We start from the raw sequence: 24,812 nt of genomic DNA, 5'->3' as shown, positions 1-24,812 counted from the left end.
GGCGTTTGTTCTGTTTAAGCGAGCCGATTAGACGCCAGCGTCGACAATCGCCTTGGCCAAGAGCGGAACAGTTGTCGCGTTCAGGCCTGCGATGTTCAAGCGGCTGTCCGACACCATGTAGATGCCCGATTCAGCGCGCATGACTTCGACCTTCTCGGGTGTCGTGCCGATCTGAGAGAACATGCCGCGGTGCTTTGCGATAAAGTCGAAACGGTCCGAGTTGGTCAGACGTTTCAGTTCATCAGCCAGTTGCTGGCGCAGGGTCAGCATCGACAAACGGGTTTCTTCGAGTTCGTCGATCCACATCTGACGCAGAGCATCATCACCGAGGATCGTTGCAACAACGCGTGCACCGTGATCCGGCGGGAACGAATAGTTCTGACGGTTCAGGAATTGCAGCATCCCTTGCGACAGCTTCGCGGTCGCGGCGTCCTTAGCGATTGCCATCAGGATGCCTGTACGTTCGCGGTAGATACCGAAGTTCTTGGAGCAGGACGCGGCGATCAGGCATTCGCCGACGTTTGCAGCAACGAGACGCGTTGCAAGAGCGTCAGCTTCGAGGCCGTCGCCGAAACCTTGGTAAGCGAGGTCGATGAACGGGACTGCACCTTTTTCGTTGATCAGGGCAACAACCTCTTTCCACTGGTCAAGTGTCAGGTTTGCGCCCGTCGGGTTGTGGCAGCAGCCGTGCAGCAGCACGAGGTCGCCCGATTTCACACCAGCCAAGTCGGCCATCATGGCGTCGAAATCAACGTCACGTGTTTCGGTGTTGAAGTAGGTGTAAGCCGTGTGGCGCATGCCGAGGTAGTTCAGGATCGACACGTGGTTCGGCCAAGTTGGGTTCGACACCCAAACGGTGGCTTGCGGCGAGGTCTTTTTGATCAGTTCCATCGCCTGACGGATCGCGCCTGTGCCACCCGGTGTGGTGACAGCGCCGATGCGCGAACGATCAACAGCACCGTCGAGGACGAGCTTGATCATGCCCTCGATGTAGAGCGGTTCGCCAGCCAAAGAGGTGTAGGACTTCGATTCCTGCTCTTCCCAGATTTTCTTTTCTGCGGCCTTCACGGCCTTCATAACCGGAGTGACGCCTTCTGCGTTTTTATACACGCCAACGCCAAGGTCGATCTTGGTGTCGCGCGGATCTTCGCGGAATGCCTGCATCAGCATCAGAATTTTGTCGGCGGGTTGTTCGGTGAGATGCTCCAGCATCATGCGTCTCCGGTTGCGAGAGGAAGGTCGGCGTACATGCCCCATTCGGACCATGAGCCATCGTAAAGAGAGTGATCGGTTTTACCTGTGCGTTCGAGAGCGAGGCACAGCACAGCGGCTGTGACGCCCGAACCACAAGAGGTAATGGCGGGTTTGGATAGGTCGACGCCAGCAGCTTCGAACACGTGGCGCAGTTCAGCGACGGGTTTCATCGTGCCGTCAGCGTGCAAAAGCGTGTTGAACGGGACGTTCTTTGCACCTGGGATATGGCCCGAACGAAGTCCAGCGCGCGGCTCGGCGGCTTCACCACGGAAGCGCGGCGCGGCGCGGGCATCGATGATTTCGTGATCGCGGAGTTTCGATGCGCGGGCCACTTGGGTCACGTCTTTGATCAAGTGGTGCTGAACGTCGACCATCATATGACGATCGCGGATCGTGGCTGGGGTATCAGTCAGAGGGCGTCCCTCTGCTTTCCATTTCGGAAGGCCGCCGTCCAGAACCGCGATGTTGAACTGACCGAACAAGCGGAACATCCACCAAACGCGTGCAGCCGAGAATAATCCGCTGCTGTCGTAGACAACGATCTGGTGGCCGTCGCCAACACCCATCGCGCGGACGCGGCTCATGAATTTCTCTACGGGCGGGACCATATGTGGTAGGTCAGACCGCAGGTCCGCGATTTCGTCGATGTCAAAGAAACGCGCACCAGGGATGTGTTCTTTGTCGAACTCAGCCTTTGGATCGCGATCTACAGTCGGAAGAAACCACGACGCGTCGAAAATCCGCAGGTCCGCATCCTTGAGGTGTGCGGCCAGCCACTCTGTCGAAACGAGTGTTTTAGGATCGTCTTTGAATGTCTCTGTCATGCCATGCGCCCCTTGCCTGCGCGGGAAAAGGTCCGGCATCCCCTATCGCGGGTAATTTTATGAGGCAAGGGAAAGCGGACGCTTTCCGAAAAAATCGGCGTGAACTGCCCAGAAAGGCGGCGATTATCCGTTATGCCGCAGCAAACGCTGCTTTTGACGGTCCCAATCGCGTTTCGCATCGGTCGCGCGTTTGTCGTGCAACTTTTTACCTTTGGCGATTCCGATCTTCAGTTTCACCAAGCCACGGTCGTTGAAATACATCACCAGCGGCACGATGGTCATGCCCTCGCGTTTGGTCGCATTCCAAAGGCGCGCGAGTTCGCGGCGCGAACACAGCAGCTTGCGCCGACGACGTTCTTCGTGGCCCCATGTTTTGGCTTGTTCGTATGGCGCGATATACCCGTTGATCAGCCACAGTTCGCCATCCTCAACCGACGCATAGCTTTCGGCGATGTTCGATTGACCCACGCGAAGCGATTTTACTTCGGAGCCCATGAGAATGATCCCGACTTCGAGATCTTCTTCGATCGCGTAGTCGTGGCGGGCACGCCGGTTCTCGGCGATGACCTTGTAGTTCTTATTTTCAGGTTTCTTTGCCATAGTGGTCCTCAGATATGCCTTTGGGCCATGTGCTGCAAGTCGGATAGGGTGCTGGCATCGCTGCAAAGGTCGGGTAAACTGACACCAACCAAAATCAGGCGCTCTTTTATGTTTCTTCAGCTTTCCATCGGCACCGTATTGATGCTCGTCTCCATTTTCATGGCTGGCGTCACGTTCCTCGTCTTGGAGGTGTCGATCCAGAGGCTGTCGGGTTGGCTGCGCCGAGAGCCGCACAGCCCCAAATTGCTGTTCCTCTTGTCAGCGGCATCATGCGCGATTCTGGCCCAAGTCACGTTGAGCGTTTGGCTTTGGGCGGCGGTGATGTGGGTGCTCGACCTGTTCGAAACGATCGAAATGGCGGTCTATTTCTCGTTGACCTGTTTTACGACGCTTGGTTTCGGGGATGTGTTGCTCCCCCATGATTGGGAACTGTTGGGCGGATTGGCCGCGACGAACGGTCTGCTCAACATCGGGTTTACAACAGCGGTCATGGTGGAAACCATGCGCTACATTCGTAAAAGTCAGATTGAAGCGATGCGTCCGCCAATTGGCTGACGTTATCTTCGACGTGCCCTGAACAGGGTGAAAAGACCGCTTCCCACGACAATGACGCTGCCGACGAGGGTCATCGTGTCAAAAGATTCGCCGAACATAAACGCGCCCATAGCTGCGCCGAAAATGAGACGGCTGTAGCGCCATGGTGTTACGCTGGCCACGTCGCCTCGACGCATGGCGGTCGTGAGGGCGTAGTAGGCAAAAACGCCACCGCTAATCGCGATAGTGAGTAGCAATGCTTGATGCGGGTTCAGTGCAACCAGTCGTGGGTCCGCGGTCCAAATCAAAAGGCCCGCTATCGTCAGCATCAGGTAGCCTGAAATGCCCAGCTGAAAGTTGCTGAGCGACGGGGGAGAGGCGCGGGTCGCCAAATCGCGCCCAGCAAAACCCAGCATACCAAGGACGGCGAGTAGTGTGAGCATGTCAAACTCTGCTCCCCACGGGCGGAGGATCAACATAACTCCTACGAAGCCGATGATCACCGCGATCCAGCGCCGAATGCCAACGGGTTCGCCTAGAAACAGGGCCGCTCCAGCGACGACCACCAATGGCGTGGCTTGGAGAATTGCTGTCGCCGTCAGAAGCGGCGCAAGCATAAACGCCAAGGTATAAGACAGTCGCCCACTGATTTCGAACACGGCCCGCACGCGCATTGTCGGGCTGACATAGGCACGGGTCCAAAGCGGCTGTTTGTTGAGGAAAGCAAGTACCGCGAAAATCAGCATCCCAATGAAGCCCGTCATCGTGACGGCCTGACCTTTGGGGAGTTCGGCAGTGGCGAGTTTTAGAAATGTATCTTCGACGGCGAAGAACGCCATCGAAGTGATCATGAAAAGGCTACCGATCAGGGCTTCCCGACCGGCGTTTGCCTTTGCGCTCAATTCAGAAGTCCAGCGTGGACCATTGCAGCGCGAATGCGCTCTTTGGTGCTGTCTTCGAGTTCAGTCAATGGAGAGCGCACTTCTGGCGAGCACAGGCCCAAGAGCGACATACCGTATTTCGCACCTGCAACGCCCGGCTCGATAAAGACGGCTTCGTGCAGCGGCATCAGTTTGTCTTGGATCTCAAGCGCGGTTTTGTAATCGCCAGCAAGCGTCGCGTTCTGGAAATCAGCGCAGAGCTTCGGCGCGATGTTCGCGGTGACCGAGATACAGCCCAGACCGCCGTGCGCGTTAAAGCCAAGCGCAGTCGCGTCTTCGCCCGAAAGTTGGATGAAGTCGTGGCCGCAGGTGATACGGCATTTCGGTACGCGGGACAGATCGCCCGTCGCGTCTTTCACAGCGATGATTTCAGGCAATTTCGCCAGTTGGCCCATGGTTGCGGGGGTCATATCGACGACCGAACGACCTGGGATGTTGTAGATCACGATCGGTAGGCCGATTTTGGCGGTTGCTTCAAAGTGAGCAATCAGGCCGCGCTGGGTCGGTTTGTTGTAATACGGAGTTACAACAAGAGCTGCATCAGCGCCCGCGTCTTTCGCAGCTTGGACAAGACGGACGGATTCGATGGTGTTGTTCGAACCAGCACCTGCCACAACAGGAACGCGGCCAGCTGCCTGCTGTACAACAGTTGCAACGACCAGATCGTGTTCTTCGTGGCTGAGCGTCGGGCTTTCGCCTGTGGTGCCAACAGGAACGATGCCGTGGCTACCTTGGTCAATATGCCAATCGACAAGCTTCTTGAGCGTGTCGAGATCCACTTGGCCGTCTTTGAACGGCGTTACCAATGCTGGCATCGATCCTTTGAGCATGACACGCTTCCTTGTCGTTGAGGGGTTTGAGTCGCCCCGTGTGAAAACGGGCGGAACCTAGACGCCTTTCGGCCGATTGCCAAGTTTGTGAGTTGTGCTTTGTGATACGACAGCTACCCTGTGCTAAAAAGGGCAGGAATCTATGAACCAATTGCGTGCCAGTCTGATTGCGATCGGTCTGTCGGTCCTATCGCCAATAAGCGGTTTGGCTGAAGAAACGCTTTTGTCTAATGCCTTTGCGGCAGGAGAGGACGAAAATTGGGACGCGGCCTACCGTTTGGTTGGCTTGGATCTGCTGGCGCATGACCTGATCACTTGGACTCGTCTACGTGGTGAAGATCAACCGTTTGCTGACTACGTCGCCTTTCAAGCTGACCACGACGGCTGGCCAGGAATGGACCGTGTGCGTGCACGTGGCGAAGCAGCCATCGACGATGACACGGACCCGAACCTGATTCTGAGTTGGATGGAGGGGCATGACCCCGAAACGGGGATGGGCGGGTATCGGCTCGCGCTTGCACAACGGGCTGTCGGCCAGACAGAGGCCGCGCGGGAAACCATTCGACGAATTTGGCTGCGGTATGGGCTGACCGAGGAAGAGAACGATTTGATCTTGGCTGCGTTTGGTCCTGATCTCGCGGATATTCATGTCCAGCGCGCCGATGCGATGTTGTGGCGTTGGAAAACGGACGACGCAGAACGTCTATTCTCGTTCCTGCCTTCCGATCAGCGAGCGTTGATGGAAGCACGGGCTGCGTTAATCCGAAAATCGCCCGACTGGGGGGATAAGCTCCAAGCTGTACCTGTTGCGCTCTTGAACGATGTTGGTCTGGCCTACGATCGGTTCAATTTCCTGTCTGACCGTGGCGACCGCACTGATGCGATCACCATCCTGCGTGAACGAAGCTCAGATGTTGGCCTATTGAGCCAACCCTATCGTTGGTCGAGTTGGCGCCGTTCCCATGCCCGTTGGGAGATGCGCGAAGGGCGATATGAAAGTGCGTATCGGCTGGCCGCACAGCATCATCTGACGCCATCTGACGGGGAATCCTATGCTGATCTAGAGTGGCTCGCTGGCTACGTCGCACTACGGTTTCTGAACCGCCCAGAAGTTGCGTTGCGTCACTTCCTCGCTCTGCAAGTCGCCGTCGAAAGCCCTATTTCGGATGGTCGCGCGGGGTATTGGCTGGGTCGCACCTATGAGGCGCTCGGTGATAGTATGAATGCCGAGGCGGCTTACAGCGACGCGGCAGAACATCAAACGGCGTTCTATGGTCTGTTAGCTGGCGAGAAGCTCGGCCAATCGCTCGACCCTTCGATTTTGGGCCAAGAAGATTTCCCCGACTTCGCTGGCTCGGCTTTGTCTCAGGACGAATCCGTACGCGCTGCCTTTTACCTACTGGATGCGGATGAACGTGGGTCGGCGGTGCTGTTCTTTGCCCAACTTGGACGCAGTCTGGATCGGACGTCATTGGGAACACTTGGTGAAGAGTTGCTTCGCCGCAATGAACCGTTCTTTGCCTTGTTGATCGGCAAATCCGCAACGGCGCGAGGGATCATCCTGCCTGCGTTATTGTTCCCGATGCATGACCTGCGAAATATGGACCTGCCAGTCGAGCCTGAACTGGCCTTGTCCATTGCGCGACGTGAGAGCGAGTTTAACCCTGTGGTGGGCAGCGCAGTTGGCGCGCTCGGTCTGATGCAGCTTATGCCCGGCACGGCAGAGGACGTGGCCAATGAGCTGGGCCTGCCCTACAGCCGTGGTCGTTTGACGGCTGACTGGCAGTATAACGCCACACTCGGTTCGCAGTATTTGGCGGGGCTTGAGGAACAATTCGGCCCGACCCCAGTGATGATTGCGGCGGGCTATAACGCTGGTCCGCGTCGCCCTCGTGAATGGATGGAAGAGCGAGGTGATCCGCGACTTGGCGAGGTTGATGTTATCGACTGGATCGAAATGATCCCCTTCCGCGAAACGCGCAACTATGTGCAGCGCGTCACGGAATCATTACCGATTTATCGTGCGCGTTTGTCGGGTCAAACGGGGCCGATCCGTTTCACTGAACTGCTGGTCGGCGAAAAGCCATTGCTGCGCCCCGTCGCACGGCCGTGGACGGGGGATGAACCTTCGGCCCCCATTGAGCAAGCGTCGGACTTGGCACCAATGACGGCTCCGCGTCCTATGACGCGACCTTAGGTCGGCGCGCCTTCATCCGTTCCCGAAGCAAGGTAAAGACACCTGCGCAAACGACGATCGACACGCCAATGGTCACATTGGTGCGTAGAAGATCGCCGAAAACAAAGATGCCAATCGCTGAGGCAAAGGGGAGCTGGAGGTAAGCGAAGGGCTGGATCGCGCTGGCTTCGGCCACTTCGTATGCACGGATCAACAGGTAGTGCCCCAAGAGGCCCACCACGCAGAGCGTTGCCATCCACCCACTGTCGGCCACGGTCATCGGTTCTAAATGCCAAATGCCAACGGCAGTCATCGCGATGCACCCCGTGACGCCCATCCAGACGAAAGACGTGATCGACGCATCCTTGCGCGACACGTAGCGGGTCATCAGGCCATACATCGCAAACATGAGCGATGCCGTGACAGCCCAGAACGAGTTGAGCGAAAACACCCCGCCAGACGGGTTGAGGATGATTAAAACGCCGAGAAACCCGATCCCGATTGCGGACCAGCGGCGCCAACCGACCTTCTCGCCCAAAATCGGTCCTGATAGTGCGGCGATCAAAAGCGGATAGCTGGCGAAAATGGCGTGACTTTCAACCAGACCTAGCCGAACGAAGGCGACCAGCATGATGCAGATTTCTGCGACAATCAGGATGCTGCGAAAGGCTTGGGCAAGGGGTTGGGACGTGCGCAGTGCGCCCAAAAGTGAGCCCGTTTGACGATACCCGATGGTTAATGCAAAGGCGGCAAAAAACCAAAACCGAACCATCACGATCATTCGGACGTCGTAGCTTTGCGCCAAATGACGCGAGACACCGTCTTGGGCTGCAAAAATCAGCGTCACCAAGACCATGAGCCAGACGCCCTTTTTGTTGTTTTGTTCGATCAAGGTTTTATCGCCCGTGTCATGTGCCGTTTGCGGCCATAGCCAGCGGTTCGGGTCACTACAAAACCTGCATCCTCGAGCGCTCGTCTGACGTGACCTGCAGCGGTGTAGGTTGCCGCAGTACCGTTCTGCGCAGTGTGACGGCCTACCTCAGCCATCAGGTCCGCGCCCCACATTTCTGGGTTTTTCGCAGGGCTAAATCCGTCGAGAAACCATGCGTCTGCCATTAGGTCGGATTGGGGCAGGGTCTGGCGGACATCTCCAACGACAATATTGAGCGTGACGGGGCCGAATCTGGTGTCCCCTTTGTTCAGCCCATCGATCATTTTCGCGGCCCAAGGGGCGACCTCTGGAAAAGCGGTGAGAGCGTTTTGCATGTCCATGATTGCCATCGGAAAGGCTTCAAATGTGGTGAAGGTTAGCGTGCCAAGTGAGCCTGCTTCTTCCCATACTTTCCAAGCGGTAAGAAAATTCAGGCCAGTGCCGAAACCCAATTCACCGATCTGAAAATCGCCATCAAAGCGCTGGGGCAGATCATTGCCGTCAATGAAAACGTGACGCGTTTCTGCAAGTCCGTTGTCGAGCGAAAAATAGGGATCGTCAAACTTGCGCGAGATCGGGATCGTTCCGTCGCGCCATTCAAGCTCTGCTTGCGGCTGGTTGTTCATGGTGCTCTGCCTTAGGGTTGCGGCGAAGATGAACGTGAGGCGAAAAAATGGCAACGGTTGATGTAACGATCTATGGTGCAGGTGCGTTTGGGCTTGCTGTTGGTTACGCCTGTGCCTCGCGGGGCGCAAAGGTCCGCGTAATCGATCCGAACGGGGTTGCGTCGGGTTCGTCCGGTGGCCTTGTCGGAGCATTAGCTCCGCACGTGCCGGAGAATTGGAACACAAAAAAGGCGTTCCAATTCGATAGTTTGATAATGGCAGAAACGTTCTGGGCCGACGTTAAACGGGTTTCCGGTGAAAGCTGCGGATATTTGCGGTCGGGGCGGGTTCAACCCTTGGCGGATGATCGGGCTGTTGCTTTGGCGCAAGCCCGAGCCGTTTCCGCCGCCCATCTGTGGCAAGGAAAGGCAGAATGGTCGGTCTTACCTGCTGACCAGTTCGGGGCTTGGGCGCCGAAATCCGACTTGGGACTGGTGGTGTTCGATACATTGACCGCGCGCATCCATCCACGGCGAGCGACCCGTGCTTTGGCGGCTGGGATCATTGCGATGGGTGGTGAGGTCGTTTCTGAGGCGAAACCCGAAGGGCAAGTCGTCTATGCAACGGGCTGGCGCGGCATGGTGGAATTGTCGGAACAGATGGGTAAATCAGTTGGCGGCGGCGTGAAGGGGCAGGCGGCCTTGCTACGCTATGATGCTGCTGACCTACCGCAGCTCTTTGCCGATAGTTTGCACATTGTGCCGCATGCTGATGGGACCGTTGCGATTGGCTCGACGAGTGAACGTGATTTCGAAAGCCCTGACGCAGTGGATCACCAGATCGAAGACGTCATCGCGCGAGCGATTGATGCCTTCCCAGTTCTTGACGGGGCTCAGGTGATCGAACGTTGGGCTGGGGTTCGACCTCGGGCAAAGAGCCGTGCGCCTATGTTGGGTCTGCATCCCGTTGTTGATGGTGCCTTTGTTGCGAATGGTGGGTTTAAAATCGGCTTTGGGATGGCACCGAAAGTCGGCGCGGTTATGGCTGATCTGATTTTGGAGGGTATCGATCATATCCCAGATGGGTTCAGGCCCGAGGATAGCCTTTAGCTATTGACGGTGTGGCGACCGCAGCAACACAGGTTGCTGACCTTGATTGAAATGGGCTTTGCGCCATCTTATCCGCATCGATGAGGCGATCACTATTTAGGACCTGCTATGCGTTTGAACGACTGCCACAACTTTCACGATTTTCAGACCTTGGCGCGCAAACGTCTTCCGAGCCCGATTTATAACTACATTGCGGGCGGCGCAGATGATGAAGTGACGCTTCGGGCCAATACTACCAGTTTTGAGCGTTGTGATTTGATCCCGAACGTATTGCGCGGGGTTGAGGATGTGGACCTGTCCACCACGGTTATGGGGCAAAAGATCGACCTTCCGGTCTACCTGTCGCCGACCGCGCTCCAGCGCCTATTCCACCATCAAGGGGAGCGGGCGACAGCCGCTGCCGCTGAGAAATTCGGCACTATGTTCGGTGTCTCGTCGCTTGGCACTGTGTCGATGGAAGAACTCGCGAAGAAGCATTCAAACCCGCAGGTGTATCAATTCTATTTCCACAAAGATCGCGGCCTGAACCGTGCGATGATGCAAAAGGCGAAAGAGAGCGGGATCAAGGTCATGATGCTGACAGTCGACAGCATCACAGGCGGCAATCGTGAACGTGACCTGCGGACCGGATTTTCGATCCCCTTCCGTTTGACCATGGCGGGCGCATTGCAATTCGCGATCAAGCCGATGTGGGGTTTCAACTATGTCACCCACGAAAAATTCAGCCTTCCGCAGCTCGACGCACATATCGATATGAAGGGCGATAGCCTGACCATCGGCCGTTATTTCACCGAGATGCTTGACCCGTCTATGACTTGGGATGACGTTGAGAAAATGGTCGCTGAATGGGGTGGTGAATTCTGCCTCAAGGGCGTCATGAGCGTTGAGGACGCAAAGCGGGCCGCCGATATTGGCTGTTCGGGGATCGTGTTATCAAACCACGGCGGTCGTCAGTTGGATGGATCGACCACGGCCTTTGATCAGCTGGACGAAATCGTACAGGCGGTAGGGGATCGGATCGATGTGATGATCGACGGCGGTATTCAGCGCGGAACCCATGTTTTGAAGGCGCTTGCGATTGGGGCGAAGGCCGTTGGCTTGGGTCGTTACTACCTCTTCCCGCTGGCGGCTGCGGGACAAGCAGGCATCGAACGCGCGATTGGAAAGCTCAAAGAAGAGCTCGTGCGCGATATGCGGTTGATGGGCTGCACATCGGTCGACCAACTCACCCGTGATATGGTGAAGTTCAAGTAACAACGCTTAGGAAAACGTGCACCGTCTATGAAACGGTGCACGTGCCATTGATCAATATTCGACGCCAATCTGTGCTTTGATGCCAGCGCGGAACGGGTGTTTGATCAGCTCCATTTCTGTCACCAGATCTGCGATTTCGATCAGGTCTTCATGGGCGTTGCGACCTGTCAAAACCACATGCGTCATATGTGGTTTTTCATTGGCCAGAAATTCGACAACGTCTTTGATGTCGACGTAGTCGTAGCGGATCGCGATGTTGATTTCGTCCAAGAGAACCATGCTGTTCGACGGATCGCGGATCAGCTCTTTGGCTTTTTCCCACGCGGCTTGGGCCATTTCAGTGTCGCGGGTTTTGTCTTGGGTTTCCCAAGTAAAGCCTTCGCCCATCGTGTGGAATTCACAAAGGTCGGTGAAGCGATCGAGGATCATATCGCGTTCGCCCGTGCTCATCCCGCCTTTGATGAACTGAACGACGGCGGATTTCATACCGTGCGCGATGTGCCGAAAGATCATGCCAAAGGCAGCGGTTGATTTACCTTTTCCCTTGCCCGTGTGGACAATGATCAGACCTTTCTTGTCGGTCTTTGTCGCCATGATTTTATCACGGGCGGCTTTCTTCTTGGCCATCTTTTGAGCGTGGCGTTCTGTATCTTCGGTCATCTGATCCTCCGTTCGCTTTCCGAGTCTGGCCAAGTGGTCGAGGGAGTGCAAGGCAACAAATTGCAAAGGGCGCCACTGAGGGCGCCCTTTACCGTTTTGAAAGGGAGGGGAAGGAAACTTATTCAGCTGGAACTGCGACCATTTTGGTTTTGCCAAAGTGGCGACGGTTGAGGTGAAGAACTAGGGCAACCATGGCGAACTGGAAGGCCAGTGCGATTGCGATGATTACCCAGTAGGTCACGCTGAACTTTGCGACGAGACCAGCGGCAACCAGACCTTTGTGGAGCCAGAATTGTGTCATCACAGAGAGTGCGACACCTGGGCAGACAAGAGCGTAGGACCCTGCAGAGTTTTTATCACCAGTCAGGAAGGTCGACGCGTAACCCTGACGACCCAGAACGGTCAGGCCGAGCAGCAGGAACAACACTTGAACAGTGAGGAACTTGGTCAAGGTCATGAGTGTTTCGGCCGCATTGGTGTGCACGTCGAAGGTGGTGTGCAGGCCGTGCTCTTGGCGCAGAACCATTATCCCAAGGACGGTCATCAGAGGGATGATAATCATTAGGGTCGGGCCAGCTTCTTTGTGGGTGCCGTAGTGCAGCATGGAGTTGAAAGCGGTCACAGCGGCGACGATTGCGTAGATTGTCGCGATCAGGCCAAAGAAGGTGGACACGACGAGCGCGGTTCCGACGGTCAGCGGTGTGGTCGACATCGCAGCGGGTGCGGAGAGGCCGACAGCGACCATTGCCAGAGCAAAAGCGGGGAGAAGCTGTGCGAAGGAGTTATGCGCCGTGACGTCGAACAATCCTCCTTCGGACAGAACGCGGCCCAAGAAGTGACCGATCATGCGCAGAGCGAGGACGCCCGTCAGGAAGAACGCGACGAGAGCGGCGGGGAAGAGATACTCAACGATGCTCCACAATTGCGGAACGAAAACCAAGCCGACAATGAACATCGCGTTGATCGACATAGCCACCGCGAGTGGTATAGCTAGCAGTTGGGTTTCGCCGTTCGAGTGGCGTAGCTTTTGATAGGCTTCGGTTTTCTTGAATTCGGACAGTTTGCCGAAGTTCCAGATCAAGTAGCGCAGGTTTTGAATGACAAAGAAGGCAACGCCAGCCATCGCCGCGACGATCGCGAACTGTTGGAAGGGATTTCCTTTAGCCCATGCGTTCATGATGTCCTCAAAAACGGGAACGGGCGCGTTGGGGTGCGGCACCCAGAACATCAGATACATGAAGAAAGTGACAGCCAATCCGCCTGCGCCCACCGAAGCTAGGAAGTAGAGTGGAGACCAATTGTCTGCCGGACGTTTCATGAGTTGGGACATCGTGCCCTCCATACATATCAAGAATCTGTTATGCGATTTGATACATGGTGCGCTCAATTAATGTCAACATTGAGATATATTGATTTATGTGTAGTTTGGACGGCGGCAGTGTTGAATGGTGCACAGTCATGTGACCATAAATACACAGACCACTAGCGGATCACGCGATGGAGATTTTTGATCTACAAGTTCTTTCGCACCTGCGGCATAGCGCGGCCATAGTTCTGCTTGGGGGCAAGTATGCAGTATTTTTCTTTAGCCGTTTTGGTTCTTTATATCGGCGTTGCAGCACTTTCTACGATCTAATCCCTACGCTCTTAGCTCTGCGATGCGAGCCCTTGCAGAGTTAGAGCGCGGTTGCCACAGCCCACGATCTATCGCTTCCTGAAGCCGATCTGCGATTTCGCGCAGGGCCGCAGGGTTTACGTCTTCGATAAACTCGCGGGTGTCATCGTCCTCTAGAAATGCGGCTTCGACCAGATCGAAATGATGGTTACGCACCGCACCAGTCGTTGCGGCAAAGGCGAACATATAGTCGACAGTGGCCGCGATCTCGAACGCGCCCTTGTAGCCGTGGCGTTTGACGCCTTCGATCCATTTGGGGTTCACGACGCGGCTGCGGACCACGCGACCGATTTCGTCCTCGAGCGTGCGGATGACCGGCCGTTCGGGACGTGAGTGGTCGTTGTGATAGATCGGTCGGTCTTGACCCTGCAGGGCGCTGATCGCCGCCGCCGCACCGCCTTCGAATTGGTAGTAATCGTCAGAGTCGAGCAGGTCGTGTTCTCTGTTGTCTTGGTTCTGTACAATTGCATCCGTCTGCGAGAGGCGTTGACGGAAACCTGAATGGTCGGCGGTTCCTTCGTCCTTTGCGCCGTAGGTGTAGCCGCCCCATTCGATGTAAGCGTTCCCAAGGTCGGCTTTGTCATTCCAGACACGTTCGTCGATAAGAGCCTGCAGACCCGCGCCATAGGCCCCCGGTTTGGAGCCATACACGCGCGATTGACCTTCGCCACGGCGTGCGCGGGCTGCGGCGGGGTTTTGGTCGTCGCTTTCGTCCAAGGCCTGAACGGCGCGCGCGGCGCTATCCACCAATGCGATCAACTGCGGGAACGCATCGCGGAAGAAGCCCGAAATGCGGAGGGTGACATCCACACGGGGACGGCCAAGAACGCCCTCTGGAAGAACTTCGAACCCAGTCACGCGGCGGTTCGCACTGTCCCACGTGGGTTTGACGCCCATGAGCGCCAGCGCTTGGGCGATATCATCACCGCCAGTCCGCATGTTTGCTGTACCCCATGCGGTCACAAGCATGGTGCGCGGCCAGTCGCCGTGATCCTGTAGGTGCTTTTCGATGAGCAGGTTCGCTGACTTCCAGCCGAGCTTCCATGCGGTCGGTGTCGGGACAGCGCGGCTATCGACTGAGTAGAAGTTCTTACCCGTTGGCAGAACGTCCAACCGTCCGCGGGTCGGGGCGCCAGAAGGTCCAGGAGCGACCGCGCGACCGTCCAGTGCTGCGAGAAGCGCCGTGCCTTCGTCGGGACCGCAGGCGTTAATGATCGGACGAATGGTGTTCAGGATTTCAGCCACGACTGCTGAGGAGGCAGGGCCGATGGGGTCAATCTGTTCTGGGGCCTCATCACCCCAGCCCCCATCACGGAGCAGCTTTTGGCTTAGTTCTTCGAGGCGTTCGACGGTATCGCCTGTCGTCCGCCATGTTCCGCCCGTATTCAAAACTTCAGGACGCGGGCCGTCCCAAGCGGTGCCAAGGTCAGCGCTGAGTGGATCAAAACCAAGCGCGAGATCGTCAGCCAGCGCTCTCAGGAGCGACCCATTTGGCCCCACCCCATCACCACGCGGTACGCGGGCCAGAGCGATAGCGAGGTCGAGCGCCTGTTGCCCCGTCGGGGATTGCCCGAAAATATGGAGCCCATCGCGGATTTGCGCTTCCTTAAGTTCGCAAAGATACGCATCGAGTTTGGCTAGGTCCGTGTCCTGATCGCCCGTCATTCCGACATCAGTTGAAAGGCCCGTCACGTCTGAGAGCGACAGAATTTCACGACGCAGGGTGTCGATACGACGGGGATCTACACCTGCCGCTTCGTAGTATTCATCCACCAGTGCTTCGAGGTCGCGAAGGGGACCGTAACTCTCGGCGCGGGTGAGAGGCGGCGTCAGGTGGTCGATAATCACCGCGCTTGTCCGCCGCTTGGCCTGCGTACCCTCACCAGGATCGTTTACGATGAACGGGTAAACGTGGGGCGTCGCACCGAAAATCGCTTCGGGGAGGCAGGATTCGGACAGGGCGAGTGATTTCCCCGGAAGCCACTCTAGGTTTCCGTGCTTGCCCATGTGCACGATCGCATGAGCGCCCATGTGGTGTCTGAGCCAGAAATAGAAGGCGAGATAGTTGTGCGGCGGCACGAGGTCAGGAGAATGGTAAGTCTCTGTCGGATCGATGTTGTAGCCGCGGGCAGGCTGGATGCCGACGACGACGTTGCCGTAGCTGTGGATCGACAAAGCAAAGCCAGCGTCAGTGACAAAGGGATCACTTTCGGGCGTGCCCCAGCGGTCGGATATGCGTTGTTTCACGTCCCAAGGCAGCGCGTTGAAGTGCGAAAGGTAATCGGGCAGCGAAAGCGCTTCGCCGCCTGCCTTTTCAGCGCGATCCGTGAGCCAGTTGGTCGGACCCGCCGTGATGCGATCCATCAGCACGCGACTGTCTGGCGTTTCCGTTTGGTATCCAGCGGCAGCAAGGAGTGCGAGCGTATGAGTTGTGCCCGCGGGTGTGTCGAGGCCAACCCCGTTCGCAAGACGACCGTCTTTGTTCGGGTAGTTTGCGAGGACGATGCCGATCTTGCGGTCTTTGGGCGCGGTGCGGCGAAGGATGGCCCAGTTGGTGGCCAGTTGAGTGACGAAATCGATCCGGTCACCGCGTGCTTGATAGGCCGCAACGGGACATTGCGTGGCTTCGTCGAAATAAGCTTGGCCCTTAAAGCTAATCGCACGTGATAGAATGCGGCCATCAACCTCTGGCAAGGCGACGTTCATGGCGATGTCTCGTGCCGAAAGGCCAGTCAGGCCGTCAGCCCAGGCTTCTTCGGAACCACCGGACAGAACGACCTGCAACACGGGGGCGTCGTTCGAAAATGGCGCGGCGAGAGGATTAGGCGCAGATTCATCAGCGTGAGGGCTGCCGACTGCAAAAGAGGTGCAGTTCAGGATGACGTCTGGCGGATAACTGGTGAACAATTGTTCGAGGGTCGCGACAGAAACGGAGTCTTTGAGCGAGGCCACGAAAATGGGCATCGGGTTGAGGCCCGCGCGCATCAGCGACTTTGTCAGTCGATTGATCGGGTTGAGGCCAGCGCCTTGAACCAATGCACGGTAAAACACGATCGGCACGACTGGCGCATCAAGAGTCCATGATGCTTTCAGATCGGTAAGATTCGAAATACCAAGGCCAGGCCAGTAAATACCCGCACGCAAGAGCGGGGAGGCCGCCGCAGGTTTTTCGCCGCCATCGATGAGAGATTTTGCATAGGCGAGGAAGTTAACCGCGTTCTGCGGGCCGCCTTCGACAAGGTAGCTCCACAATGCGTCGTAATCTGCGCCGCGAACGGTCGAAATATCCCGCAGTTCTGCGTCTGGTTTGTCGTCACCGGGCAGAGCGGCGAACGGAATGCCAGCCTCGTGCAAACGAGCCGCATACTGTTCCAACCCGTATTTCCAGTAACCCGCGCCACCCAACACCCGCGCGATCACGATTCGGGATTTCGTCGCGCAATCATCCAAATGCAGGTCTACTGACATTGGGTGCATCAGGTTCATCATCGATGCGAGCCGCAGCGATGGTGCATCGGTCATTTCCGCCCGCGCCTCTGACAAAGCAGCCAATTCGGTGTCAGCGGCAGAGATGACCACTACATCAGCAGGGGTTTGGCCTAGATCGACAGGCTCTTTGTCATCGATATTTCCGGGGGTCGCTGCCAAGAGGTGCATTGTCTAAAGCCTTGGTTTCGGGCATCAGCGCGGCAAAGGAGCCGCATCATGGATTACAGTAAATCGGGTGGCGCTAAGGGACCGAAGGGTCAACCGCGTCACAAAGAGCATAACGCCAAGGGAACAGATAAGAACCCGTTTGGCGGAAAGAACGACAAAGCCGCACTTTTGGAACGGATGAAAAAAGCCGCTGCTGAAAAGAAGGCCGAGTAAGGTCAAAGCGGCTTTTCCATAAAGATGGAGGAGGCCGCATCGGGGTAATCCCCAAACGGACCGCAGCGGGTGAACCCGTGGCGTTCATACACACGGTGCGCGGCGTGGAGGAGGTTTCCTGTCTCCAGCCGCAACCATTCTAGCTTTTCGTCCCGTGCTTCGTCTTCGATCTGCCGAAGAAGAGCAGAGGCTACGCCTTTGCCGCGGGCCTCTGATGACGTGAACATTGATTTCACCTCACCATATCCCTCTTTGATAGATAGCGCCCCTGTGCCGACAATTGTGTCGCCGATCCGCGCCGTAAAAAATCGGATCGACGGAACACAAAGCTCATCGATATCGAGGAAAAAGTTATCCTCTGGTGGGAACAACTCCTCCATCAGGGCGTGCGACTGTTTGAGCAGCGCACTCGCCTGTGGGGCTTTGGGGCTATTCCGTTCGACGATGATCATGCGGACAGCGCTGCCTCAATCGCCGTACGGTCGAGACCTGCTTCGCCAATGACAACCAATCGGGTTTCACGAGCGCCCGAGAAAGGCTGATCGAAATAGGTTTCGATGCGCGGGCCGACGGCCTGAAGGGTCATGCGCATCGGTTTGCCTTCAACAGCGACGAACCCTTTGAGACGCAGGATGTCGTGCGCTTTGATCACGTCCACGACCTGTGCCGCAAAGGCCTTTGCGTCGGTCACTTCTGGCAGGGTGACAACGAAGGATTCGAACTCGTCATGGCCGTGCTCATGTTCGTGGTCGTGATCATCATGGTCGTCATCGTGATCGTCGTCATCATGGTGGTGATGATGGTGGTGAATTTCATGACGCGCTTCGAGGTCGGATTCAGCGCCGATCCCCTGACCGAGCAAAATATCGACGGGGAGTGCACCCATAGTCGCTTTGACAACTTGAACACCATCGCGGCTCTCTGACTTGAGCTGAGCGGTGAGCGCATCAACCTCTTCTGCGGACAAAAGATCGGTTTTGTTCACAACGATCATGTCAGCGCAGGCGATCTGGTCTTCGAAGAGTTCAGACAGCGGTGTTTCGTGATCGAGGTTTTCGTCCAATTTGCGCTGGGCATCGACAGCTTCGACACTGTGCGCAAAACGACCTTCAGTGACGGCCTTGCCGTCGACTACGGTTACAACGCCGTCCACAGTCACTTTGGTCGAGATGCCAGGCCAGTTGAACGCACGTACCAAGGGCTGGGGCAGGGCGAGGCCAGAGGTTTCGATCACGATGTGGTCGGGTTTGTTGTCCCGTTCCAGCAGTTTTTCCATGGTCGGAATAAAATCATCGGCAACGGTGCAGCAAATGCAACCGTTCGACAGCTCCATGATGTCGTCTTCGGTGCAGGTTTCTTCGCCGCAGCCTTTGAGGATGTCACCGTCAACGCCCAAATCACCGAATTCGTTGATGATGAGAGCAATACGTTTGCCCTTGGCATTTTGCAGGATGTGGCGGATCAACGTGGTCTTACCAGCACCGAGAAAGCCGGTGATGACGGTAGCGGGAATCTTGGCAGGCATGGCGGGCTCCGTTATGGGTCGCATATATTTGGCCCGAATGGGCGGGAAAGGAAAGGCGATGGCGGATCGCATCACCATTTGTGAAAGTTGCCAATCCGGCACTGCGCCCAAAGGGGCCGCGTTGGCGGATCAGCTGCGGTCTATGGTGCAGGCCGAGGTCGCAACAACAGACTGCATGATCGTCTGTGGCAAACCCGTCACCGTTTCATTTCGTGCAACGGGTAAGGCCGCGTATCTGTTCTCGGGCGTTGATCCTGACACGCAGGCCGAAGAGATCGCAGAGTTCGCCCGACTTTATGCAGAGGCCGAGGATGGCATCGTGAATGATGTCAGGTCCATCGGCCAACTGCGGTTCTGTTTGATCGGACGTATTCCCGCCTAATCGCGTTCCCAGAGGGCGCCCGCGAAATAGCCGAGCGATAGCCAAGCGATTGCTGCGACCCCGAGGCTGCGGGCAACAAACAGTGACCCGAGTTCAGGCGGCGCATAGCCATAGTAGGTATCCAAGTGCGGTGCGCCGATGAGGTGCGGAAGCGCGATCAGGATAACTGCGAGGGCATAGTGGGCATTCATCTTCCCAAACGCGAAAAGACCGAGACCCGTTGCCGTTGCAGCAACCGTGGCAAGCCACCAGTATTGACGGATGTCCAAGTCTGCGCTCGCTGTACCAGGGAGTTCAGGTGGCAGACCGAACGCTGGCGCAAGGTTCATTGCGAAAAATCCGCAAAGCCCCCAAACCAATCCAGCGCGAGCAGAAATTTTTACGCCCCGCTTAGATACGATTGCGAACAGCGCGACCATAATAAAGGCGAGGCCCGTATATGTCACAAGGTTGCTTGCGAAGGTCGAAAAGTGCCGTGGCAACTCTGCCCAGACATCTGGACGGCCGGCAGGCGACATGGGGCCGAGGTCAGTAAAGTGAACCCGATCACCAAATTCATAAAGTTCACCTTCCATCATCACAGGGACGACAAAGGTAAATTGTAGAAGGGCTGCGAGAGCCCCCGCAGCCAGACCAGCGAACAACGCGCTGGTTAAAATCTTTTTGCTCATTGGATCAGCAGCGCTGCCTTAGTGGCAGGGGAAGCCGATCGAGTGACGCGAGTCGTGCGTCAGATCGTGCGCGGTAGCCGAGTGGCTCAGGCCAGCTGCGAAAACGAGGCCGAGGCCGAGGATTGCAGCAGCAGCGATGGACATCACTTCAGAGTTGATGCGCGCGATAGCGAAAACTTTGGTCATATTTCTTCTCCTGTTCCGTCACACCCGACGGATGGTTTCTAACTTTGCTCGGTCGGTCTCCTGGCTCGCGGGTCGCTGCGTTTCCCCTACCTTCCCGGTTTCCCAGTGGTTTTTAGGGGCACGCTCGCCGCATACAGTCGCGGGGGCGGCTGCGGAATTGGCCCTCCGGATGGGATCCGGCCTTACCGCATTCCCGGTTATCCTCTGACGCTTTGCGTACGTGGTGAGGCACCGAACATCTCTTTGTGCGATTTTGAAGGCCCCCTCGTCAAGGCGGATTCGCGATATGTTGGATGGTCCAAACGTCGCGATCGCAAAGGATATAGGTCTGTGTGATTTCGATATTTTGTGGATAACTCGCCCAAATCCGCCATATGCAGGGTGGTTTCGTTGACTCTAGAGGGCAAGGGTCGCCAAACTACGAAACGTTCAGAATCACATGAGTTTTCCGCGTGAAGTTTACCAAGCTGCGTCTCAATGGCTTTAAGAGCTTTGTTGATCCGACCGATCTGATCATTGCGGACGGTCTAACGGGCGTTGTTGGGCCGAACGGTTGCGGTAAATCTAACCTGCTTGAGGCCTTGCGCTGGGTTATGGGTGAAAACCGCCCGACCGCCATGCGGGGCGGCGGGATGGAAGACGTGATTTTCGCGGGGGCTGCGACGCGGCCCGCTCGGAACTTTGCCGAAGTGTCGCTGGTGATCGATAACGCAGAGCGGCTGGCGCCCGCGGCGTTTAATGATGCGGATAACCTAGAGATTGTTCGTCGGATCACGCGTGACATCGGCTCTGCCTATAAGGTTGGCACCAAAGACGTTCGCGCTCGCGATGTGCAGATGCTGTTTGCAGACGCGTCGACGGGGGCTCATTCCCCTGCCTTGGTTCGCCAAGGGCAGATTTCAGAACTGATCAACGCGAAACCCAAGGCACGCCGTCGTATCCTCGAAGAAGCGGCAGGCATTTCTGGGCTTTATCAACGTCGCCACGAGGCCGAGTTAAAGCTGAAGGCCGCAGAGGCGAACCTCGAACGCGTTGATGATGTGATTGAGCAATTGTCGAACCAGTTACAGCAATTGGCGCGTCAGGCACGTCAGGCGGCGCGCTACCGTGAAATCGGTGAGAAGCTACGTCAGTCCGAAGGCATGTTGCTCTATCGTCGCTGGAAGGAAGCCGAAGAAGCTCGCATGAAAGCGGTGGAGGTTTTGCGAGAGCGGACCGTTGAGGCGTCTCAGGCCGAAGGGAACGCGCGTTCTGCAGGGAAATTGCGCACGGAAAAAGAAGATACGCTGCCAGCCCTACGCGAAGAAGAAGCCATCGCATCAGCGGTGTTGCAACGCCTTCAGGTTCAGCGCGATGCGCTAAAGGATCAAGAGGCGCGGGCGCTTGAAACAATACAGACGCTAAAAAACCGCATCGATCAATTGGCGCGGGATATCGAACGCGAGGCGGGCCTGAATAAGGACGCGGGCGAAACGATTGAACGGCTCGAATGGGAGCAGCGTGAAATCGCGAAAGCTGGGCAGGGTCATGAAGGCCGCCTTGAGGCTGCGCAGGCCGCTGCGCGTGAGGCCGCGGCGACCTTGCAGGATCGCGAAACGATGATGTCTGAGCAGACAGAGGATGTGGCCCGTTTGGCGGCTCGTCACCAGTCTGCGCAGCGTTTGATTGAAGACAGCCGCAAAACTTTGGCAAAGGCAGAAGAAGACGCAACTCGTGCCCGCACGGCCATGGCTGACGCTGAGGCTGCATTGGAAAAAGCCGAAGCTGATTTCGAAATGGCACAAGAGGCCGAAGAGATTGCCCGCGCGACGGCTGAACATGCCGAAGAAACGCTGATTGAGGCCGAAGCTGCCCGTGCAGAGGGTCAATCGCATGAGGTTGATGCACGGGCCTTGCGGTCGGCGGCTGAGGGTGAGGCTAATGCGCTGCGTGCCGAAGTGGCGGCATTGTCGAAATTGGTCGAACGGGACGCGAAAGAGGGCGGTCAGATCCTCGATTTGTTGTCGGTGAAGTCTGGTTACGAAAAGGCGCTGGGTGCCGCATTGGCGGACGACCTGCGCGCGCCTGCGGTTGGTGCTGATGCTAAATCTGGCTGGGCGGCTTTGCCTGCATACGCGACGCCGCAATCTTTACCGTCAGGTGTGGAGCCTTTGACCACTTACGTTGATGTCCCTGACGTTCTGGTTCGCCGTATGGGGCAGGTCGGTCTGGTCGATGCGGCAGATGGTGCTCGGCTCCAAGTCGATCTGCAGCCTGGGCAACGACTGGTCAGCGTTGAAGGCGATCTGTGGCGCTGGGATGGGTTCCGCGCTGGGGCCGAAGATGCCCCTTCGGCGGCGGCGCTTCGTTTGCAACAGATCAACCGATTGAATGAGTTGCGTGCGGACTTGGAGATTGCGACCGAGCGTGCAGATGCCGCGCGTATCGCCCACGAAGACGTGACAATGCGGCTCGAGAAGCTGACGCAAGCGGACCAAATGGCGCGCACCGCGCGTCGTGCCGCAGATCAACAGGTTGCGGATGCCGCTCGTGCCCTGTCGCGTGCTGAAGCGGAGCGCAACCTGTCCGAGGGGAAACGGGAAAGTTCTGGCCTTGCTCTGCGTCGCCATGAAGAAGAAGCGATGGCTTCGCGCAAGGCGCTGTCAGAGGCCGAGGCGACCGCTCGGGCTTTGCCAGATTTGGCGGATGCGAGAGCAGCGGTTGAGGACGTCAAGATGACCGTCGAAGCCGCCCGCATGATGATGATGACCAAACGCGCGGCGTTTGATGAAGTGCGGCGTGAAGGTGACGCGCGTCTAAAGCGGTCTCAGGAAATCACCAAAGAGATCAGTGGTTGGCGCCACCGTTTGGATACGGCGACGAAACGGACGTCCGAATTGGAAGAGCGCAAGGCGGAGAGCGAAGAGGCACTCTATGAGGCCAATGAGGCGCCAGAGGAAATTGCTGCCAAGCGTGATGAACTCGCCCACGCAATCGAAGAAGCAGAGGAGCGGCGCAAAGGGGCTGCAGACAATCTGGCAGAAGCTGAGACCGCACTGCGTGACGCGCAAATGGCTGAACGAGATTGTGAACGTCTTGCATCTGAGGCGCGCGAGGCCCGCGCCCGCGCTGAGGCCCGAAACGAGGCCGCTCGCGAAACTGTAGCTTACGCGGCCGAACGGATCATGGAGGCGCAGGAAACGACGCCTGATAAGCTCCTCGATGCGCTGGGCGTTGATCCAGATAAAATGCCACCTGCCGAAGAAATCGAAGTTCAGGTGAATAGTTATAAACGTCAGCGCGACGCGCTGGGCGCTGTTAACCTTAGGGCCGAAGAAGACGCGGTTGAGGTTCAAACCGAATACGACAAACTCACTGGCGACAAAGTGGATTTGGAAGAAGCGATCAAAGCCCTGCGGCAGGGGATCTTTGGTCTGAACCGCGAGGGTCGCGAACGCCTTTTGACTGCCTTCGAGCAGGTGAATGAGAACTTCGGCATGCTGTTCACCCACCTGTTTGGTGGTGGCGAGGCAAAGCTGGTTCTAGTTGAGTCTGATGACCCGCTCGAAGCTGGTCTAGAGATCATGTGCCAGCCACCCGGTAAAAAGCTGTCGACGCTTTCCCTGTTGTCGGGTGGTGAGCAAACCTTGACCGCGATGGCGCTGATCTTTGCGGTGTTCCTCGCGAACCCCGCGCCGATCTGTGTTCTCGACGAAGTTGACGCGCCATTGGACGATGCCAACGTGACGCGGTTCTGTGACCTCTTGGATGAAATGACACGCCAGACGAACACGCGTTTCTTGATCATCACGCACCACGCGGTGACGATGGCGCGGATGGACCGTTTGTTCGGCGTTACAATGCAGGAACAAGGGGTTAGCCAGCTAGTCAGTGTCGATCTGAAAAAGGCTGAAGCTATGGTTGCCTAAAGGCAGCGACCTTGGCTGGCAGGTCTAAGTTTGCCTCAATGAGCAAGTTTTCCTCGGCCAATTTCAGGGCGAGCCACGGCTTTATCGTCATCACCTGATCGTAGAATGCGGCGATTTCTTCGACACTAGCGCCGTCAAGGTGACGCTTCATTTCCTGATTGCCGCGATACCCACCGTGTTCGAGCCGATAGGGGAGGCGCGCAATCCAATCAGCGCGATTTTGGGCATGGAAATGTAGTAGTTTGATATCATCGTTAAATGGGATGCCGCGCAATTGCTCGCCATTCACCCAAGCCCCATGAATTCTCGGTTCAAGATCATCGCGCCCTGTTCGGAAGAATGACTTTCCAGCGACATGGCTCAACGCGCCCTTGCGGAGGGCGGGGGCAAACTGCCGAAACGACTGCCGCCAGCGTTGGCGCAGATCTTTGCCTTTGAGCGGTGCGCGGAACAGGTTCGCATCGAAAACAGGAAGCCCTTTAGGGGAATGGACGGCCTCCCATGGGCGCATGCGGACCATGCAATCGGATGCTGTACCCAGCACAGAGCCTATCAATTCGTCGGTATAGATAAACTCGTCCACGTCGATATGCGCGAGCCATTCCAATGGCGCGGCGTCGTAGACCCGCTTCATATTAGCAGCTTGGCGGGGCTGGTGCGCGTCAGGGCGTGAACCGAAGAGGTTGATCCAATACGCCTCGTCGCATCGGATAATTGTCAGCTGTGGATGACCCTCAAACGCAGTGGCGGCTGGGTCGGCCGGATCATCGAAGTGGAGCCAAATATGCGCAACCCCGATGGACAAGTGATAGGCGACAAAGGCCTCCACCTCGGCCAGTGGGGCTTTTATCGTCGTGCATATTCCCCAGTCAGCCAT

22 protein-coding genes and 1 riboswitch are annotated in these 24,812 nt (G+C 56.9%); of the genes, 7 read left to right on the top strand and 15 right to left on the bottom strand.

Annotated features, from left to right (window positions below):
- Positions 1-27 precede the first annotated feature (27 nt).
- The 3 genes from AC07ED_RS13785 to smpB all read right to left on the bottom strand — a co-directional run bounded on the left by AC07ED_RS13785 (position 28) and on the right by smpB (position 2,678).
- Positions 28-1,212, bottom strand: coding sequence for an amino acid aminotransferase (locus AC07ED_RS13785; RefSeq protein ID WP_105234025.1), 1,185 nt, complete (start codon positions 1,210-1,212; stop codon positions 28-30).
- Positions 1,212-2,117: a 3-mercaptopyruvate sulfurtransferase gene (sseA, locus tag AC07ED_RS13780; RefSeq protein WP_245918101.1), complete on the bottom strand. Its 906-nt coding sequence runs from the start codon at positions 2,115-2,117 to the stop codon at positions 1,212-1,214. The genes AC07ED_RS13785 and sseA overlap by 1 nt, the downstream gene beginning before the upstream one ends.
- 84 nt (positions 2,118-2,201) lie before the next feature.
- Positions 2,202-2,678 (bottom strand): SsrA-binding protein SmpB, encoded by a 477-nt coding sequence (gene smpB / locus AC07ED_RS13775; RefSeq protein WP_105234027.1) that lies wholly within the window; start codon positions 2,676-2,678, stop codon positions 2,202-2,204.
- A gap of 108 nt (positions 2,679-2,786) precedes the next feature.
- On the opposite strand from smpB, the gene AC07ED_RS13770 reads away from it, so the two are divergent.
- A complete protein-coding gene (locus AC07ED_RS13770) occupies positions 2,787-3,233 on the top strand; it encodes an ion channel (protein ID WP_105234028.1) in 447 nt (148 codons plus the stop codon).
- A 2-nt stretch (positions 3,234-3,235) separates the two neighbouring features.
- On the opposite strand, the gene AC07ED_RS13765 is transcribed toward AC07ED_RS13770, so the two are convergent.
- Positions 3,236-4,114, bottom strand: coding sequence for a DMT family transporter (locus AC07ED_RS13765; RefSeq protein ID WP_478242306.1), 879 nt, complete (start codon positions 4,112-4,114; stop codon positions 3,236-3,238).
- Positions 4,111-4,983: a 4-hydroxy-tetrahydrodipicolinate synthase gene (gene dapA / locus AC07ED_RS13760; RefSeq protein ID WP_105234029.1), complete on the bottom strand. Its 873-nt coding sequence runs from the start codon at positions 4,981-4,983 to the stop codon at positions 4,111-4,113. The genes AC07ED_RS13765 and dapA overlap by 4 nt, the downstream gene beginning before the upstream one ends.
- Positions 4,984-5,125: 142 nt before the next feature.
- Between dapA and AC07ED_RS13755 the strand changes: the two genes are divergently transcribed.
- Positions 5,126-7,180 carry a lytic transglycosylase domain-containing protein gene (locus AC07ED_RS13755; protein WP_245918102.1) on the top strand — a complete coding sequence of 685 codons (2,055 nt, stop codon included), beginning with the start codon at positions 5,126-5,128 and terminating at the stop codon, positions 7,178-7,180.
- Here the strand turns inward: AC07ED_RS13755 and AC07ED_RS13750 are convergent.
- Entirely contained in the window at positions 7,164-8,051 is an 888-nt protein-coding gene (locus AC07ED_RS13750; protein WP_105234030.1) for a DMT family transporter, read from the bottom strand. The two genes, AC07ED_RS13755 and AC07ED_RS13750, sit on opposite strands and share 17 nt — an antisense overlap.
- Positions 8,048-8,716: a tRNA (5-methylaminomethyl-2-thiouridine)(34)-methyltransferase MnmC2 gene (gene mnmC2, locus AC07ED_RS13745; RefSeq protein ID WP_105234031.1), complete on the bottom strand. Its 669-nt coding sequence runs from the start codon at positions 8,714-8,716 to the stop codon at positions 8,048-8,050. Before mnmC2 ends, AC07ED_RS13750 begins: the two co-directional genes overlap by 4 nt.
- A 47-nt stretch (positions 8,717-8,763) precedes the next feature.
- On the opposite strand from mnmC2, the gene AC07ED_RS13740 reads away from it, so the two are divergent.
- Positions 8,764-9,804 carry an NAD(P)/FAD-dependent oxidoreductase gene (locus tag AC07ED_RS13740; RefSeq protein WP_105234032.1) on the top strand — a complete coding sequence of 347 codons (1,041 nt, stop codon included), beginning with the start codon at positions 8,764-8,766 and terminating at the stop codon, positions 9,802-9,804.
- A 108-nt stretch (positions 9,805-9,912) separates the two neighbouring features.
- The gene (locus tag AC07ED_RS13735) at positions 9,913-11,058 is read left to right on the top strand and encodes an alpha-hydroxy acid oxidase (RefSeq protein ID WP_105234033.1); all 1,146 of its coding nucleotides are present in this window, start codon (positions 9,913-9,915) and stop codon (positions 11,056-11,058) included.
- Between the two features lie 51 nt (positions 11,059-11,109).
- On the opposite strand, the gene cobO is transcribed toward AC07ED_RS13735, so the two are convergent.
- From cobO to cobN, 3 genes are all read right to left on the bottom strand, one after another.
- A complete protein-coding gene (cobO, locus tag AC07ED_RS13730; RefSeq protein ID WP_105234034.1) occupies positions 11,110-11,718 on the bottom strand; it encodes a cob(I)yrinic acid a,c-diamide adenosyltransferase in 609 nt (202 codons plus the stop codon).
- A 118-nt stretch (positions 11,719-11,836) separates the two neighbouring features.
- The gene (locus tag AC07ED_RS13725) at positions 11,837-13,048 is read right to left on the bottom strand and encodes a TsoY family (seleno)protein (protein WP_105236256.1); all 1,212 of its coding nucleotides are present in this window, start codon (positions 13,046-13,048) and stop codon (positions 11,837-11,839) included.
- Between the two features lie 309 nt (positions 13,049-13,357).
- Entirely contained in the window at positions 13,358-17,050 is a 3,693-nt protein-coding gene (gene cobN / locus AC07ED_RS13720; protein WP_105234035.1) for a cobaltochelatase subunit CobN, read from the bottom strand.
- 48 nt (positions 17,051-17,098) lie between these two features.
- On the opposite strand from cobN, the gene AC07ED_RS13715 reads away from it, so the two are divergent.
- On the top strand, positions 17,099-17,263 hold the full coding sequence (locus tag AC07ED_RS13715; RefSeq protein WP_167668761.1) for a hypothetical protein: 165 nt from the start codon (positions 17,099-17,101) through the stop codon (positions 17,261-17,263).
- Positions 17,264-17,265: 2 nt separating this feature from the next.
- On the opposite strand, the gene AC07ED_RS13710 is transcribed toward AC07ED_RS13715, so the two are convergent.
- Positions 17,266-17,715, bottom strand: coding sequence for a GNAT family N-acetyltransferase (locus tag AC07ED_RS13710; RefSeq protein ID WP_105234036.1), 450 nt, complete (start codon positions 17,713-17,715; stop codon positions 17,266-17,268).
- The gene (cobW, locus tag AC07ED_RS13705) at positions 17,712-18,788 is read right to left on the bottom strand and encodes a cobalamin biosynthesis protein CobW (RefSeq protein WP_105234037.1); all 1,077 of its coding nucleotides are present in this window, start codon (positions 18,786-18,788) and stop codon (positions 17,712-17,714) included. The genes AC07ED_RS13710 and cobW overlap by 4 nt, the downstream gene beginning before the upstream one ends.
- A 58-nt stretch (positions 18,789-18,846) precedes the next feature.
- Between cobW and AC07ED_RS13700 the strand changes: the two genes are divergently transcribed.
- The gene (locus AC07ED_RS13700; protein ID WP_478242301.1) at positions 18,847-19,170 is read left to right on the top strand and encodes a DUF1636 family protein; all 324 of its coding nucleotides are present in this window, start codon (positions 18,847-18,849) and stop codon (positions 19,168-19,170) included.
- Here AC07ED_RS13700 and AC07ED_RS13695 read toward each other — a convergent pair.
- Together AC07ED_RS13695 and AC07ED_RS13690 are read right to left on the bottom strand one after the other, a co-directional pair.
- Entirely contained in the window at positions 19,167-19,841 is a 675-nt protein-coding gene (locus AC07ED_RS13695) for a CbtA family protein (protein ID WP_105234038.1), read from the bottom strand. The two genes, AC07ED_RS13700 and AC07ED_RS13695, sit on opposite strands and share 4 nt — an antisense overlap.
- Positions 19,842-19,859: 18 nt before the next feature.
- On the bottom strand, positions 19,860-20,027 hold the full coding sequence (locus AC07ED_RS13690; RefSeq protein ID WP_067552109.1) for a CbtB domain-containing protein: 168 nt from the start codon (positions 20,025-20,027) through the stop codon (positions 19,860-19,862).
- A gap of 33 nt (positions 20,028-20,060) precedes the next feature.
- Positions 20,061-20,278, bottom strand: a riboswitch (cobalamin riboswitch).
- A gap of 201 nt (positions 20,279-20,479) precedes the next feature.
- On the opposite strand from AC07ED_RS13690, the gene smc reads away from it, so the two are divergent.
- Positions 20,480-23,935 carry a chromosome segregation protein SMC gene (gene smc, locus AC07ED_RS13685; RefSeq protein ID WP_105234039.1) on the top strand — a complete coding sequence of 1,152 codons (3,456 nt, stop codon included), beginning with the start codon at positions 20,480-20,482 and terminating at the stop codon, positions 23,933-23,935.
- Here smc and AC07ED_RS13680 read toward each other — a convergent pair.
- Positions 23,922-24,812, bottom strand: coding sequence for a glycosyltransferase family 2 protein (locus AC07ED_RS13680; RefSeq protein WP_105234040.1), 891 nt, complete (start codon positions 24,810-24,812; stop codon positions 23,922-23,924). The two genes, smc and AC07ED_RS13680, sit on opposite strands and share 14 nt — an antisense overlap.

This window comes from Aestuarium zhoushanense (assembly GCF_056431045.1).
The sequence above is the reverse complement of the archived record's forward strand: the minus strand, read 5'-3'. Positions and strand labels throughout refer to the sequence as shown.